Here is a 15,337-nt window from a genome sequence, read left to right as displayed (position 1 = left end):
GGGGTGCTGTGGGCCCGCCCGCAGCGGAGAGCCGGGCCCGTGCAGCGCTCGGGAGGGAAGGGAGCAGTGTGACCACCGACAGAATCTGGTCGTACGCGCCGGACAGCGGATACGTCGAGGGACAGGACCTGACCGGCTTCAGCGTCGTCGCGAGCGACGGCACGATCGGACATGTGGACCGGCAGGCCGCCCCCCACGGCCTGGCCCACCTCGTCGTCGACACGGGCGTCTGGATCTTCGGCCGCAGTGTTCTGGTCCCGGTGGGCGTGGTCACCGGCGTCGACACCGAGGGCCGGCGGGTCACGCTCGCCTGCACCGGGGCGGAGGTGAAGGCGGCCCCGCGCTTCCGCACCGACAGCGAGACCAGGGACCCTGAGTACCTCACGGGGGTCGGCGCCTACTATCTGCGGCTCACGGCCACCGCCTGACGAGAGCGGGGCACGTCACCACGGCAGGAACACGTGGACGTCCTTGCCCCGCTCGTCCGTCACCACGCTGACCTGGTCGCACAGCGCGTGGACCAGGTGCCAGCCGATGCCGCCCCCGCCCGTGCGGGGATCGAAGGAACGCGGGGCGGGCGGCGTCGGGTTGGTGTCGCGCAGGGTCACGTGCACCCCGTCGAAGGTGCGGCGCAGGCGCAGCACGAAGGGGCCGGGGGCGTACTGGACGGCGTTGGCGGCGAGTTCCGTGACCACCAGCAGGATGTCGTCCCAGTGCTCGGGGGCCGCCGGCGGCACGCTCTCGCCGAGGTCGCTCAGGAATTCTTCAGCGGCGAGCCGCGCACCCGTCACGCAATGCGGTTCGCCCGCGAAACGGGTGATGCGGCTCGGAATCGCCTCGGAAGTCAGTGTCTCGTCCCAATGCGGCTCGGTGCCGTGGCGCTTGCGCGGCCCCGGCGTCAGGTGGTCGTCGTACTCTCTCATGTCGCCACTGAGCCGTGTTCCCGAGGGCACGCGGCCCAATCGTCCGCACCTTCGGAAACGCGGCCCGCACGCGGAGTTCCGCCGGATCTTCACCGGAACACGTTGTCCGAGTCGTCCCAGCTCAGCACGTCCTCCACCGGAGCGCGCCGGGCGCCGGCCGAGCGGGCCTGGTACATCGCGTCGATCTCCATCGCGTACCGGCGCACGATCTCGTCCCGGCGCAGCTTCATCGACGGCGTCAGCAGCCCGTTGGCCAGATCGAACGGTTCCGGCAGCACGCGGAACACCCGGATCGACTCCGAGCGCGAGACCGTGCTGTTGGCGGCGGCCACGGCCCGCGCGATCTCCTCCCGCAGCGCGTTCTCCTCCCGGGCCTCCCGCGCCGAGGGATCCTGCTGGGCCACCAGGACCCCGCGCCAGTGCGCCAGGAACTGCGGGTCCAGGGTGAGCAGCGCGCCCACGCAGGGCCGGTTGTCACCGACCACCACGGCCTGGTGGACCAGCGGGTGCATCCTCAGCCGGTGTTCCAGGGCGGCGGGGGCCACGCTCTTGCCGCTGGCGGTGACGATGACGTCCTTCTTGCGGCCGGTGATCGTCAGATAGCCGTCGGCGTCCAGCCGCCCCAGGTCCCCGGTGGCCAGCCAGCCGCCGTAGAGCGCGGCCCGGGTCGCGGCCTCGTCGTTGACGTAGCCCTGGAAGACCGACGGCCCGCGCACCAGGATCTCCCCGTCGTCGGCGACCCGCAGGTCCACGCCCGGCAGGGGCCGGCCCACGGTCCCGGACTTCTCCCGGCCCAGCGGCTGCATGGTGATCCCGCCGCAGGTCTCGGTGAGGCCGTAGCCGTCGTGGACGTAGAGGCCGATGCCCTCGTAGAAGAGGGAGAGCTCACGGTTGAGGGTGGAGCCGCCGGAGGTGGCGCGGCGGGCCCGGCCCCCCAGCGCGGCCCGCAGTCTGCGGTACACCGTCCGCTCGTACAGGGCGTGCTGGAGCCGCAGGTCGAACCCGGGACCGGGGCCCTCGCCCAGCCGCTGCCGCTCGCAGGCCAGGGCGAAGTCCCGTGCCGTGTCCGCGGCCCGCTCGAACAGGGCGCCGCGGCCCGCCTGCTGGGAGGCGCGCAGGAAGTTCTTGTAGATCTTCTCGAAGACCGAGGGGACGGCGTAGAAGTAGGTGGGGCGGAAGGACTGCAGGGACGCCGCCAGCGCCTCCTCGCTCAGGTCCGGCTCGTGGGCCATGAGCAGACCGCCGCGGATGCACACGGCCTGGATCATCAGGCCGTACACATGGGAGAAGGGCAGGAAGGCGAGGACGGACGGCTGCTGTCCCGGGGGTGCCGTGATGTGGCGCCAGCCCTCCAGCAGCGTGTCGACGGGGCTCGCGAGACCGCGGTGGCTGAGCGCGCAGCCCAGCGCCTGGCCCGTGGTGCCGGAGGTGTAGGCGACGACCGCCGTGGAGTCCGGCAGCACGATGCGGCGCAGCGACTCGACCGTGGCGAGCGGGATCATCCCGCCGCGCTCCGTCAGCTGCTCCAGCGCGCCCGCGTCCAGCTGCCAGACGTGGCGCAGCCGGGGCAGCGAGGCGCACACCGAGCCGACCGTCATCACCGCCTGCTCGTCCTCCACCACCACGGCCACGCACCCGGTGTCGCGCAGGATCCACTCCACCTGTTCGCGCGAGGACGCCGGATAGATCGGGACGACCTCGGCACCGACCGTCCACAGCGCGTAGCTGAGGACGGTCCACTCGTAACGGGTGCGCGCCATGATCGCCACCCGGTGTCCGGGCGAGACCCCGGACGCGACCAGTCCCTTGGCCAGGTCCACGACCTCGTCCCGCAGCTCCACGGCCGTGACCTCCTGCCAGCCGCCCGAGGAACCCTCGGGACGGCGGGCGAGCACCGGCAGGGTGGGGTCGAGCTCCGCCCTCTCGAAGACGCTGTCGGCCAGACCGCCGCTGGAGCGCGAGATGGTCCGGGGAGCGAGGGCGAAGTCGCGCATGCGCTGCTCCTGACGTGTACGGGCTGTGACTGCGCCGACGGGCTCAGTCATCGGCGGTGCTCGAATCTAGCCCAGGTGCGGGCGGGTGGTACCTGGAATACGGAAGTAAGCGGTCACCCGTGATCTGCTCGAGATCGGGGCACTCGGACCGCATGAGTTACACGAACCCCGATCCCGAACCAGAACGCACCACCGGACTGGAACCGGGCGGCGGCGTACCCCCGGGCGAGACCCCGCCGGCCGAGAGCAGCCTGCCCGAGGCCGGCCCCCGGGAGACGCACAACCCGGCCAAGGGCTGGGCCAAGGGGCCGCTGGCCGTGATCCTGCTGCTGGTCGTCCTCGTCGCCGCGTTCTTCCTGGTGTACGCGATCGTCCTGGCGGTGTGAGGACGACAGCCGTCTGAACTACGTCTGGGTCAGCCGCACGCATTCGGTGACCACGCTGCGCAGGCTCCCGGTGCGCTCCAGCAGTTCGCGCTGCACCCGGGCGCCGTTGCCGTGCCGGAGCAGTTCGGCGCAGGACTCACGGGCCCGGTCCAGGTCGCCGCTGTCGGCGAGCGCGTCCTCGACGTGCTCCAGCAGGGCCCGCACCACCGTCTCGGCGGGCATGCGGTGCATGGTCGCGGGGTGGAGCAGTTCCTCCGACAGACCGGAGCGCGCCGCCTGCCAGGCGGCCATTCGCAGCAGGCTCACGCTGTGCGTCACCGGCTGCTTCTCCGCCCGCCACTCGCGCGCGGCCGTCTCCACCAGCCCGCGGGCCAGGGTCGCCAGGAGTACAGCGGTGTCCGCGTGCAGACAGACGTCCGCGACCCGGATCTCCACCGTCGGGTAGTTCCTGGACAGCCGGGCGTCGAAGTAGATCATCCCCTCGTCCAGGATGACGCCGGTCGCCACCATGTCCGCGACCCGCCGGTGATAGCGCTCCGCCGACCGGAACGGTTCGGTCGGGCCCGCCGACGGCCAGCGCTGCCACACCCTGCTGCGGTAACTGCTGTAGCCGGAGTCCTTGCCCTGCCAGAAGGGCGAGTTGGCGCTGATCGCGGCCAGCACGGTCAGCCAGGGCTGGATGCGGTCGACGACGGCCACGGCCTCCTCGTCCGATTCCACGGACACATGGACGTGACAGCCCATGACCAGCTGCTCGCGGGTGGCGATGCCGTACTGCTCCGCCATCCACTGGTAGCGGCGGCCTATGCCGACGGAGGGGCTGACCGGCAGCGGCGAGGTGGCCAGCGAGGCCACGGTGCAGCCGCTGTCGCCGGCGAGCCGGGCGGCCTCCTTGCGGCAGCGCACGATCTCCGCGCGGAGTTCGTCCATGCCCGACTGCGGGTGGGTGGCGAACTCCAGCATCTGGTTGTGCAGTTCCTTCTCGAAGACGTCCTGGCCCGGCTCGTCCTGCGCGGCCCGCGCGAGTACGGCCGCGGACAGCGCCTGCGGCTCGCCGGTCTCGGGGTCGACCAGGAGGAGTTCCTCCTCCACTCCCACGGTGCGCACGTGACAACGCCCTTTCTGTGGCCCTCGGCGACGACGAGGATGCTCGTTCTCGTACGACCCCGACTGCCCCTTCGGAGCCGGTCGGACACCTCCCGCGTCGCCCGCGGACTCAGCCGGGCATCGGGACCAGCCACACCGTCGCGAGCGGCGGCAGGGTGAGCCGCAGCGTCCCGTCCTCCGCCTTGACCGGGTCACGCCGGACGATGTCGCCGCCGCCGTACCGGGCGTCGTCGGTGTTGAGGGACTCCTGCCACAGGGGGAGACCGTCGGGGACGGTGAGGCGGTAGTCCTCGCGCACGACGGGGGAGAGGTTGGAGACCGCGAGCAGCGGGCCGCCCGCCGCGTCGAACCTCAGGAAGGCGAAGACGTTGTCCTCGGCCGCGTCCCCGACCACCCACCGGAAACCGCCGGGATCGGTGTCGCGCTCCCACAGGGCGGGAGTCGCGCGGTAGACCGTGTTCAGATCGCGCACGAGGTCACGGACGCCCCGGTGGTCGGCCTCGGCCCCGTACTGCGGGTCGAGCAGCCACCAGTCCGGGCCGTGGGCCTCGGACCACTCCGCGCCCTGGGCGAACTCCTGGCCCATGAAGAGGAGCTGCTTGCCGGGGTGGGCCCACATGAACCCCAGGTAGGCGCGGTGGTTGGCGCGCTGCTGCCACCAGTCGCCCGGCATCTTGGACACCAGTGCCTGCTTGCCGTGCACGACCTCGTCGTGGGAGATCGGCAGGACGTAGTTCTCGCTGTACGCGTACACCATCGAGAAGGTCATCTCGTTGTGGTGGTACTTGCGGTGCACCGGCTCATGGCTGATGTAGCCGAGCGAGTCGTGCATCCAGCCCATGTTCCACTTCAGGCCGAAGCCCAGGCCCCCGCTGTCCGTGGGCCGGGTCACGCCGTCCCAGGCCGTGGACTCCTCGGCGATCGTGACGACCCCGGGCGCCCGGCGGTACACGGTCGCGTTCATCTCCTGGAGGAAGGCGACCGCGTCGAGGTCCTCCCGGCCCCCGAACACGTTGGGGCTCCACTGGCCGGAGTCGCGCGAGTAGTCCAGGTAGAGCATCGAGGCGACCGCGTCCACGCGCAGCCCGTCGATGTGGAACTCCTCGCACCAGTACACGGCGTTGGCGACCAGGAAATTGCGTACCTCGACCCGCCCCAGGTCGAACTCGTACGTCCCCCAGTCCGGGTGCTCGGCACGCCGGGAGTCTCCCGGCTCGTACAACGGCTCCCCGTCGAAGCGGGCCAGCGCCCAGTCGTCCTTCGGGAAGTGGGCGGGCACCCAGTCCATGATCACGCCGATGCCGGCCCGGTGCAGGGCGTCGATCAGGTACCGGAAGTCGTCGGGGGTGCCGAGCCGGGAGGTCGGTGCGTAGAACCCGGTGACCTGGTAGCCCCAGGAGCCGCCGAAGGGGTGCTCGGCGACCGGCATCAGCTCGACGTGGGTGAAGCCCAGGTCCTTGACGTAGGAGGGGAGTTCGTCGGCGAGCTGACGGTACGTCAGTCCCTGGCGCCAGGAGGGCAGATGGACCTCGTAGACCGAGAACGGCGCACGGTGAACCGGAACTTCGCCGCGCCGGGCCATCCACTCCTGGTCGCCCCACTCGAAGTGCGAGGCGGTCACCACGGACGCGGTCGCGGGCGGCACCTCGGTGCCGCGCGCCATCGGGTCGGACTTGAGGAACCGGTCGCCGTGGCGCGAGGTGATCTCGAACTTGTAGCGGGCGCCCTCGGCGATCCCCGGCAGGAACAGCTCCCAGACCCCGGACGAGCCGAGCGAGCGCATCGGGAAGGCCTGGCCGTCCCAGAAGGTGAACTCCCCGGCCACCCGGACCCCCTGGGCGTTCGGCGCCCAGACGGTGAAGCGGGTGCCGGTCACTCCCTGGTGGATCATCGGTTCGGCGCCGAGCGCCTTCCACAGCTGTTCGTGGCGGCCCTCGCGGATGAGATGGAGGTCGATGTCGCCGAGCGCGGGCAGGAAGCGGTAGGGGTCGTGCACCTCCTGTTCGCCGTCCGCGTAGGCCACCAGCAGGGTGTAGTCGGGGATCGCGTCGAGGGGCAGCAGACCGGAGAACAGGCCGTCGCCCTCCGAGGTCAGCCGTCTGCGCTCGCCGTCGATCACGACGCTCACCGCGCGGGCGAACGGGCGCAGTGCCCGGAAGACGATCCCGCCCGCGACCGGATGGGCGCCGAGCAGGGCGTGCGGGTCGTGGTGGGCGCCGGCCAGCAGCCGGCCCCGGTCCGCGGGGTCGAGCGCGGGGGCCGGGGCACAGCGCGCCGGTCCGGACGGCTCGGGCAGTGAGATGTCGCGCAGGGCCACGGCTCAGTCTCCTCTCACGGCGAGGCGTTCGATCGCCGCCATGGGCACCGGCAGCCAGTCGGGCCGGTGTCGTGCCTCGTACAGGACCTCGTAGACAGCCCGGTCGGTCTCGTAGGCGCGCAGCAGGCCGTGCTTCTTGCGCGGATCCCACCCGGCGAGGGCGGCATAGCCCCCGCAGAAGGACTCCCGGCAGCGGCGCGCCCACTCCGGCCGCCAGGGCCGGCGCTGCCGGGCCGCGTAGTCGAAGGAGCGCAGCATGCCCGCGATGTCCCGCACCGGGGACTGGGCGGTGCACCGCTCGGCGAGCGGGCGGGACGGCTCGCCCTCGAAGTCGATGACGAACCACTCGCGACCCGCCCGCAGCACCTGCCCCAGGTGCAGGTCACCGTGGACGCGCTGGGCGGGCGGCCCGGAGTCGCAGGTGGCGAGCGCGCCGAACGCGCCCCGCAGGCCCGGCACGAACGGACGCAGCGCGGGCACGCTGTGCGCGGCGGAGTCCAGACGCGCGGTCATCGCGGCCGCCGTGGCGCCGTTGTCGTCGTGGCCGCCGGCGGGGAAGGCGGCGGCCAGCGCGAGGTGCACCTCGGCCATGGCCCGCCCCAGCTCGTGCGCCTGCGCGGTGAAGTCGTCACCCGAGGCCAGTGCCTGAAGGGCCAGCGTCCAGCCGTCGTGCGCGTCGCGCAGATACGGCTGGAGCACGCCGAGCGTCGCCTCCTGCGGATGCGTGGTCCGGAACCAGGCGACCGGTGTCGGCACCCGGCGGCAGCCCTGTCCGGCCAGCGCCGCCGGCACCTCCAGGTCCGGATTGATGCCGGGCTGGACGCGCCGGAAGACCTTCAGGATCAGCTCGTCGCCGTACACCAGGGAGGTGTTCGACTGCTCGGCCTCCAGCAGCCGCGGCGGGAGTCCGGCGGGCACCCGCGCCGAGGGGGTGCGCTCGAAGCGCAGGGGGCCCGCCGTGCCGGGATGCCGCAGCCGTTCCAGCAGCAGCTGGGCCGAGCGCGGATCGTGCAGGGCGTCGTAGACCGTGAGGCCGGCCAGCGGGCCGTGCTCCACCCGGCCGACGAGGGCGCGGCCGAGGCGCGGCGAGAGGTGCTTGCGCACGCCGAGCAGCAACTGGTAGCAGTCGCCCGCCGAGGTGCCGCCGGGCCCGGGCGGCCCGCCGTGACCGGTGTGGACCAGCAGATGCAGACAGCCCGGGAACAGCTCGGTCATCGACAGCAGACCCAGCTCGCTCACCGGACGGTCCTTGCCCGCGAACCAGCGCTGCCGCGGCAGCCATTGGCGCAGCAGGTCGCCGAGCGAGGCCATGAGATCGGTCGCGTGCGCGGGTCTCGAGCTGATGGATGCGGTCTTCGGCATGGTGACGCGTCCTTTCGTCGGCACGCTCACAGGCGTCGGCCGATGCGGGATGCGACTCGGGAGAGCCGGAACCAGTAGAAGCCGTGCCCGCCGAGGGTCAGCAGATACGGCAGTTCACCGATGGCCGGGAACCGCACCCCGCCGAACAGCTCGACCGGGTGCCGGCCGTCGAACTCACGGAGATCCAGCTCGGTGGGCTGGGCGAACCGCGAGAAGTTGTTCACACACAGGACCAGGTCGTCCTCGTACTCCCTCAGGAAGGCCAGCACCGCGGGGTTGGAGGAGTGGAGCTCGGTGAAGGTGCCGAGACCGAACGCCGGGTTCTGCTTGCGGATCTCGATCATCCGGCGGGTCCAGTGCAGCAGGGAGGCCGGTGAGGCCATCGAGGCCTCGACGTTGGTGACCTGGTGTCCGTAGACCGGGTCCATGATGATCGGCAGGTTGAGCCGGCCCGGATCGGCCGTGGAGAAGCCCGCGTTGCGGTCGGGGGTCCACTGCATGGGGGTGCGTACGGCGTCGCGGTCGCCGAGCCAGATGTTGTCGCCCATGCCGATCTCGTCGCCGTAGTAGAGGATCGGCGAGCCGGGCAGTGACAGGAGCAGGGCGGTGAACAGCTCGATCGTGTCCCGGTCGTTGTCGAGGAGCGGGGCGAGCCGGCGGCGGATGCCGATGTTGGCGCGCATCCGTGGGTCCTTGGCGTACTCGGCCCACATGTAGTCGCGTTCCTCGTCGGTGACCATTTCGAGCGTCAGCTCGTCGTGGTTGCGCAGGAAGATGCCCCACTGGCAGCCGGAGGGGATCGCGGGGGTTTTGGCGAGGATTTCCGAGATCGGGTAGCGGGACTCACGGCGGACGGCCATGAAGATGCGGGGCATGACCGGGAAGTGGAAGGCCATGTGGCATTCGTCGCCGCCGGCCTGGTAGTCGCCGAAGTAGTCGACGACGTCCTCCGGCCACTGGTTGGCCTCGGCCAGCAGTACCGTGTCCGGGTACATCGCGTCGATCTCGCGGCGCACCCGCTTCAGGAACTGGTGAGTGGCGGGCAGGTTCTCGCAATTGGTGCCCTCCGCCGCGTACAGATAGGGGACGGCGTCGAGGCGGAAGCCGTCGATACCGAGGTCGAGCCAGAAGCGGAGGGCGGCCAGGATCTCCTCCTGGACGGCCGGGTTCTCGTAGTTGAGGTCCGGCTGGTGGGAGAAGAACCGGTGGAAGTAGTACTGGCCGCGCACCGGGTCGTGACTCCAGTTGGAGGCCTCGGTGTCGACGAAGATGATCCGCGCTTCCTCGTACTGCTTGTCGTCGTCGGCCCACATGTAGTAGTCGCCGTACGGCCCGTCCGGGTTCTTGCGGGACTCCTGGAACCACGGGTGCTGGTCGCTGGTGTGGTTCATGACGAAGTCGATGATCACGCGCATGCCGCGCTGGTGGGCGGCGTCGACGAACTCCACGAAGTCGGCGAGGTCGCCGAACTCCGGCAGGACGGCGGTGTAGTCGGAGACGTCGTACCCGCCGTCCCTGAGCGGGGACTTGAAGAACGGCGGCAGCCACAGACAGTCGACACCGAGCCACTGGAGGTAGTCCAGTTTGGCGGTCAGGCCCTTGAGGTCGCCGACGCCGTCGCCGTTGCTGTCCTGGAAGGAGCGGACCAGCACCTCGTAGAAGACCGCGCGCTTGAACCAGTCGGGGTCCCGGTCCTTCGCCGGGGTGTCCTCGAAGGTGTCGTGGACGGGCTCGTTGACAGTCACGCTGTGGATCCTCCGATCTGAGGCGCCGACCTACGGACCTGGAACACGTGTGCGGGCGCCCGGCCGGGCTCCAGGCGCACGTAGTTGGTGCTGCCCCAGCGGTAGGTCTCACCCGTCAGTTCGTCGTGGACGGACAAGGACTCGTGCCGTTCCAGGCCGAGTTGCGGCATGTCCAACGAGACCGTGGCCTCCTGGGTGTGGTGCGGATCGAGGTTCACCACCACCAGGACGGTGTCGTCGCCCGTGCGCTTGCTGTAGGCGATGACCGCGTCGTTGTCGGTGTGGTGGAAGCGGATGTTGCGGAGACGCTGGAGGGCGGGGTGGCGGCGCCTGATGGTGTTGAGCTGGGTGATCAGGGGGGCCAGGCTGTCCTCGCGGTCCCAGTCGCGGGTCTTGAGCTGGTACTTCTCCGAGTCCAGGTACTCCTCGCTGCCCGCGCGCAGCGGGGTGTTCTCGGCGAGTTCGTAGCCGGAGTAGATGCCCCAGGTCGGCGAGAGGGTCGCGGCCAGCACCGCACGCAGCGCGAACGCCGGACGGCCGCCGTGCTGAAGGAAGGCGTGCAGGATGTCCGGGGTGTTGGCGAAGAAGTTCGGCCGCATGTAGGAGGCCGCCTCACCCGAGAGCTCCGTCAGGTACTCGGTCAGCTCCTGCTTGGTGTTGCGCCAGGTGAAATAGGTGTACGACTGCTGGAAGCCGATCTGCGCCAGCGTGTGCATCATCGCCGGCCGGGTGAACGCCTCCGCCAGGAAGATCACATCCGGGTCGGTGGCGTTGATGTCGCCGATCACCCGCTCCCAGAACACCACCGGCTTGGTGTGCGGGTTGTCCACGCGGAAGATCCGCACCCCGTGGTCCATCCAGTGCCGCAGCACCCGGCACGTCTCCGCGATCAGCCCCTCCAGATCGGCGTCGAAGGCGATCGGGTAGATGTCCTGGTACTTCTTCGGCGGGTTCTCCGCATAGGCGATCGTGCCGTCGGGACGGTGATGGAACCACTCCGGGTGTTTGTGCACCCAGGGATGGTCCGGGGAGCACTGCAGGGCGAAGTCCAGCGCGATCTCCAGCCCGTGGGCCGCGGCCTGCTGGACGAACCAGTCGAAGTCCTCGATCGTGCCCAGATCCGGGTGGACCGCGTCATGGCCGCCCTCCGGGGAGCCGATCGCCCAGGGCACCCCCACATCGTCCGGACCGGCGGACAGGGTGTTGTTGCGGCCCTTGCGGAACGTGCTGCCGATCGGATGGATCGGCGGCAGATACACCACGTCGAAGCCCATCGCGGCGATCGCCGGCAGCCGGCGGGCCGCGGTGCGGAACGTGCCGTGCGGCCGCTCCACCGTGCCCTCCGAACGCGGGAAGAACTCGTACCACGACCCGAACAGCGCCCGCTCCCGCTCCACCAGCAGCGGCAACGTCTCCGACGCCGTGATCAACTCCCGCAGCGGGTGGCGGGCGAGCACCGCGTCCACATCCGGTGTCAGGGCCGCGGCCAAACGGGTGGCGACCGGCAGCGAGTCGTCCGCGAGCGTCTGCGCCGCCGCCAGCAGCACCGCGTGCTGCGGACCCTCCGGGACGCCCGCCGCCGCACGGGTGTAGAGCTCGGCGCCCTCTTCGAGGACCAGTCCGGTGTCGAGACCCGCAGGAACCTTTATGCGGGCGACGCGGCGCCAGGTGCCGACCGGGTCGCTCCAGGCCTCGACGCGATAGGTCCAGCGGCCCTCCACGTCCGGGGTGACCTCCGCGCCCCAGCGGTCGCTGCCGGGGGCCAGTTCCCGCATCGGCGTCCACGGCCCGTGCCGCCCTTCCGGATCGGTCAGGACGACGTTCGCGGCGACCGCGTCATGGCCCTCGCGGAACACCGTCGCCGTGACCTCGAACGTCTCTCCCACGACCGCCTTCGCCGGGCGTCTGCCGGACTCCACGGCAGGGCGGACGTCCCGTACCGGGATGCGGCCGATGACCGGGGTGGAACTCATGCTCTCGCCTCCGCCGTGCTAGAGGCCGGGCGCTGACTGCGCCCGGCCGGGGATCGAAGCTGCGCCGGAAGGGTTACCTCCCCGCGGGGGAACGTTCCGCGGATCTCGGCGGACCGCGTCTGGCGACGGTCCCCGCGCGGGGAAGGTCGCTCTGCTCCTGGAGGTAGGCCACCACGCTGGAGCGCAGATAGCGTTCGGCGGCCTCGGCCGCCTCACGGGCGCAGCGCTTGCCCATCAGCACGCACAGCGTGTAACCCGAGTCCTCGAAGGTGGCGCGGACGGTGCGGTCGGCGGGGGAGGCCAGCATGACGCGCTCCCAGGCGCGATACCGCCGCAGTTGCCTGGCGACTTCGGCTTTGGCCGGTAGCAGCATGGCGCCGTTCACCTTTCGGGGCTGGAGCAGATCCGGGACTCGCGAGATCTTCACTCATGGTGCACGCGTAACGACTCAGCGTCTTGTTGGCTCTTCAACGACCTCACCGATCGCTCGTGTTGCACGAATGGCGTAGCACTCCCACTCTGGAGTGACTCTGAAGCGATCAGCGCTCACGCTCCGTGTTTCGGGGTCCGGTCCCGCGGGGGCCGGGAGGAGTGGGAGCTTCGCCGGTGAGGAGCGACGATGAAGACCGCAGTGCCCTGCTACTACCACCTCGACGTGGAGGTCAGCCCGGAACGGGTCGGGCAGGTCAGGCGCATCCTGGCCGCCCATCTACGGCTCTGGGACCTGGACACCCTGGTCGAGCCGGTCTGCCGTGGTACCGAGCTGCTGCTCAAGGCCATCGACGAGCACGCGACGGACAAGAACACCTCCATCGAGCTGTGGTGGAACGGCCAGCACCTCATCACCGCAGTCGCCGAGAACGACTGCGACCTGCGTCCGGACCTGGATCTGCGCGGCTGTCTGGAGCGCATCGCCGCGATGAGCGACGGCTGGGGCTGCTGTGCCACCGACACCGGCAGCAAGGTCATCTGGTTCTCGCAGCGGGCCCGCGCCGGCGAGCGCGTCCCGCTGGTGCCGACGGCTCCCGCGCCCAGCCTGCGGGAGGTGCTCCAGGTGCCGCGCGAGATGCCGGTCGCGGCCCTGGCCGCCTCGGCCGCGGACGGCGGGTGCTGAGCGTGCCGTCGTCCAGGAAGAAGACACACGGGAACGGGAAGCGGGTGCCGGCCTGGGGCGGGCACCCCTACCCGCTGGGCGCCTCGTTCGACGGCGAGGGAACCAACTTCGCCTTGTTCAGCGAGGTCGCCGAGCGCGTGGAACTCGTCCTCGTCGACGAGCGGGGCGCCCACACGGGCGTCCCGCTGACCGAGGTCGACGGCTTCGTCTGGCACGGCTACGTGCCGGGCGTCGGGCCCGGGCAGCGGTACGGCTACCGGGTGCACGGGCCCTGGCAGCCCTCGCTCGGCCACCGGTGCGATCCGGCGAAGCTGCTCCTCGACCCGTACGCCAAGGCGGTGGACGGGCAGATGGACAACCACCCCTCCCTGTACACCCCCGAGGCCGACAGCGCCGGGCACACCATGCTCGGCGTGGTCACCGACCCGGCCTTCGACTGGGGCGACGACCGGCCGCCGAGGCGCCCTTACGCCGACAGTGTGATCTACGAGGCCCACGTCCGCGGACTCACCCGCACCCACCCCGACGTCCCGCCGGAACTGCGCGGCACCTACGCCGGTCTCGCGCACCCCGCGGTGGTCGACCACCTGACCTCCCTCGGCGTCACCGCCGTCGAGCTGATGCCGGTGCACCAGTTCGTGCAGGACGGGGTGCTCCAGGACCGCGGCCTCGCCAACTACTGGGGCTACAACACGATCGGCTTCTTCGCCCCGCACAACGCCTACGCCGCCCACGGCACCCGCGGCCAGCAGGTCACCGAGTTCAAGACGATGGTGAAGGCGCTGCACGAGGCCGGCCTCGAAGTCATCCTCGACGTCGTCTACAACCACACCGCCGAGGGCAACCACCTGGGCCCCACGCTCTCCTTCCGGGGCATCGACAACGCCTCCTACTACCGCCTGGTGGACGGCGACTGGGGGCACTACTACGACACCACCGGCACCGGCAACAGCCTGCTGATGCGGCACCCGTACGTGCTCCAGCTGATCATGGACTCGCTCAGGTACTGGGTGACCGAGATGCATGTCGACGGCTTCCGCTTCGACCTCGCGGCGACCCTGGCCCGGCAGTTCCACGAGGTGGACCGGCTCTCCGCGTTCTTCGACCTCATCCAGCAGGACCCGGTGATCAGCCGCGTCAAGCTGATCGCGGAGCCGTGGGACGTGGGGGAGGGCGGCTACCAGGTCGGCAACTTCCCGCCGCTGTGGTCGGAGTGGAACGGCAAGTACCGGGACGCCGTACGGGACTTCTGGCGGGGCGAGCCGCACACGCTCGGTGAGTTCGCCTCCCGGCTGACCGGCTCCTCCGACCTGTACCAGCACAGCAGGCGGCGCCCGCGGGCCAGCGTCAACTTCGTGACCGCGCACGACGGGTTCACCCTGCGCGACCTCGTCTCGTACAACGACAAGCACAACGAGGCCAACGGGGAGGACGGCCAGGACGGTGAGAGCACCAACCGGTCCTGGAACTGCGGGGCCGAGGGCGCGACCGACGACCCCGGCGTCCTGGAACTGCGGGCCCGCCAGCAGCGCAACTTCCTCGCCACCCTGCTGCTCTCGCAGGGCATCCCGATGCTCTGCCACGGTGACGAACTCGGCCGCACCCAGCAGGGCAACAACAACGCCTACTGCCAGGACAACGAGATCTCCTGGATCGACTGGGCGCTGAGCCAGGAGCAGCGCGAACTGGCCGACTTCACGCGGCATGTGATCGGTCTGCGCGCGGCGCATCCCGTGCTGCGCAGGCGCCGGTTCTTCCGGGGCGAGACCGTGACCCACGCGGGGCAGCCGCTGCCCGACCTGGTCTGGCTGCTGCCGGACGCCCGCGAGATGGCCGAGGAGGACTGGCAGCGCTCCGACGCGCACGCGGTCGGTGTCTTCCTCAACGGCGACGCCATCGCCGAACCCGACGCACGGGGGAACCGGGTGGTGGACGACTCGTTCCTGCTGCTGCTGAACGGCCACTGGGAGCCCGTCGACTTCCGCCTCCCGGACCCCGCGTACGGCGAACGCTGGACGGCCGTACTCGACACGGCCGAACCCCAGGGCGCCGACGAGGCGGAACACAAGGCCGGCACGGAGATGACGGTCGAGGCGCGCAGCCTGGTGCTCCTGTCGAGGCCGTCCCGCGCGGGGGCGTGAGGGCGACGCTCCGGCGCCTTGCCCTCGGGGCGGTCAGCGCGGTGCGGGGGTGACCGTGGGCTGGGCGCGGGTCGGGGTGGAGGGCGAGGCCGGTGCGCAGGTGGACGGCGTGGCGTGGCGTGGGGTTGTAGGGGGCGGGCGCCGGTGTCTCGTCCTCACGGCGCGGGGCGGAGGTGACCGTGGGCGGGGCGCGGTCGGGGTGGAGGGCGAGGTCGGTGCGCAGGTGGAGGGCCTGGGGTGTGGGGCCGGGGGTTTCGCCCTCAGCTTGCGGCGGG

The 15,337-nt window shown here is 70.9% G+C and carries 12 protein-coding genes; 4 read left to right on the top strand and 8 right to left on the bottom strand.

Annotation, left to right across the window (positions count from 1 at the left end):
- Positions 1–68: 68 nt before the first annotated feature.
- Complete coding sequence (locus ACFYZ8_RS07685) at positions 69–428, top strand: PRC-barrel domain containing protein (RefSeq protein WP_359036729.1); 360 nt, start codon at positions 69–71, stop codon at positions 426–428.
- A 15-nt stretch (positions 429–443) separates the two neighbouring features.
- Here ACFYZ8_RS07685 and ACFYZ8_RS07680 read toward each other — a convergent pair whose 3' ends face one another.
- Positions 444–923: an ATP-binding protein gene (locus tag ACFYZ8_RS07680; protein WP_388531481.1), complete on the bottom strand. Its 480-nt coding sequence runs from the start codon at positions 921–923 to the stop codon at positions 444–446.
- An 89-nt stretch (positions 924–1,012) separates the two neighbouring features.
- The gene (locus ACFYZ8_RS07675; RefSeq protein ID WP_388531483.1) at positions 1,013–2,917 is read right to left on the bottom strand and encodes an AMP-dependent synthetase/ligase; all 1,905 of its coding nucleotides are present in this window, start codon (positions 2,915–2,917) and stop codon (positions 1,013–1,015) included.
- 152 nt (positions 2,918–3,069) lie between these two features.
- Here ACFYZ8_RS07675 and ACFYZ8_RS07670 point away from each other — a divergent pair, with 152 nt between their 5' ends.
- The gene (locus tag ACFYZ8_RS07670; RefSeq protein ID WP_359036725.1) at positions 3,070–3,303 is read left to right on the top strand and encodes a DUF6480 family protein; all 234 of its coding nucleotides are present in this window, start codon (positions 3,070–3,072) and stop codon (positions 3,301–3,303) included.
- 18 nt (positions 3,304–3,321) lie between these two features.
- On the opposite strand, the gene ACFYZ8_RS07665 is transcribed toward ACFYZ8_RS07670, so the two are convergent.
- The 6 genes from ACFYZ8_RS07665 to ACFYZ8_RS07640 form a co-directional block, all read right to left on the bottom strand.
- A complete protein-coding gene (locus ACFYZ8_RS07665) occupies positions 3,322–4,410 on the bottom strand; it encodes a glutamate--cysteine ligase (RefSeq protein WP_359036723.1) in 1,089 nt (362 codons plus the stop codon).
- Between the two features lie 109 nt (positions 4,411–4,519).
- The gene (glgB, locus tag ACFYZ8_RS07660) at positions 4,520–6,727 is read right to left on the bottom strand and encodes a 1,4-alpha-glucan branching enzyme (RefSeq protein WP_359036721.1); all 2,208 of its coding nucleotides are present in this window, start codon (positions 6,725–6,727) and stop codon (positions 4,520–4,522) included.
- Positions 6,728–6,730: 3 nt separating this feature from the next.
- Positions 6,731–8,089, bottom strand: coding sequence for a maltokinase (locus ACFYZ8_RS07655; protein WP_359036719.1), 1,359 nt, complete (start codon positions 8,087–8,089; stop codon positions 6,731–6,733).
- A gap of 26 nt (positions 8,090–8,115) precedes the next feature.
- Positions 8,116–9,834 (bottom strand): maltose alpha-D-glucosyltransferase, encoded by a 1,719-nt coding sequence (gene treS, locus ACFYZ8_RS07650; protein ID WP_359036717.1) that lies wholly within the window; start codon positions 9,832–9,834, stop codon positions 8,116–8,118.
- Positions 9,831–11,807: an alpha-1,4-glucan--maltose-1-phosphate maltosyltransferase gene (locus ACFYZ8_RS07645; RefSeq protein ID WP_388531486.1), complete on the bottom strand. Its 1,977-nt coding sequence runs from the start codon at positions 11,805–11,807 to the stop codon at positions 9,831–9,833. The genes treS and ACFYZ8_RS07645 overlap by 4 nt, the downstream gene beginning before the upstream one ends.
- A gap of 73 nt (positions 11,808–11,880) precedes the next feature.
- On the bottom strand, positions 11,881–12,180 hold the full coding sequence (locus tag ACFYZ8_RS07640) for a DUF5133 domain-containing protein (RefSeq protein ID WP_388531488.1): 300 nt from the start codon (positions 12,178–12,180) through the stop codon (positions 11,881–11,883).
- 246 nt (positions 12,181–12,426) lie between these two features.
- Between ACFYZ8_RS07640 and ACFYZ8_RS07635 the strand changes: the two genes are divergently transcribed.
- Both ACFYZ8_RS07635 and glgX read left to right on the top strand, forming a co-directional pair.
- Complete coding sequence (locus ACFYZ8_RS07635) at positions 12,427–12,921, top strand: pep a2 (protein ID WP_359037769.1); 495 nt, start codon at positions 12,427–12,429, stop codon at positions 12,919–12,921.
- Between the two features lie 44 nt (positions 12,922–12,965).
- Positions 12,966–15,062, top strand: coding sequence for a glycogen debranching protein GlgX (gene glgX, locus ACFYZ8_RS07630; RefSeq protein ID WP_388532120.1), 2,097 nt, complete (start codon positions 12,966–12,968; stop codon positions 15,060–15,062).
- Positions 15,063–15,337 lie beyond the last annotated feature (275 nt).

This window comes from Streptomyces sp. NPDC001668 (assembly GCF_042893155.1).
GTDB lineage: Bacteria > Actinomycetota > Actinomycetes > Streptomycetales > Streptomycetaceae > Streptomyces.
This window is presented reverse-complemented; position numbering and strand designations above follow the sequence as displayed.

Bases quoted from the DNA above. Each gene is read 5' to 3' on its own strand.
- ACFYZ8_RS07680 (WP_388531481.1), bottom strand. From the start codon at position 923: ATGAGAGAGTACGACGACCACCTGACGCCGGGGCCGCGCAAGCGCCAC.
- ACFYZ8_RS07675 (WP_388531483.1), bottom strand. From the start codon at position 2,917: ATGCGCGACTTCGCCCTCGCTCCCCGGACCATCTCGCGCTCCAGCGGC.
- ACFYZ8_RS07670 (WP_359036725.1), top strand. From the start codon at position 3,070: ATGAGTTACACGAACCCCGATCCCGAACCAGAACGCACCACCGGACTG.
- ACFYZ8_RS07655 (WP_359036719.1), bottom strand. From the start codon at position 8,089: ATGCCGAAGACCGCATCCATCAGCTCGAGACCCGCGCACGCGACCGAT.
- ACFYZ8_RS07645 (WP_388531486.1), bottom strand. From the start codon at position 11,807: ATGAGTTCCACCCCGGTCATCGGCCGCATCCCGGTACGGGACGTCCGC.
- ACFYZ8_RS07640 (WP_388531488.1), bottom strand. From the start codon at position 12,180: ATGCTGCTACCGGCCAAAGCCGAAGTCGCCAGGCAACTGCGGCGGTAT.
- ACFYZ8_RS07635 (WP_359037769.1), top strand. From the start codon at position 12,427: ATGAAGACCGCAGTGCCCTGCTACTACCACCTCGACGTGGAGGTCAGC.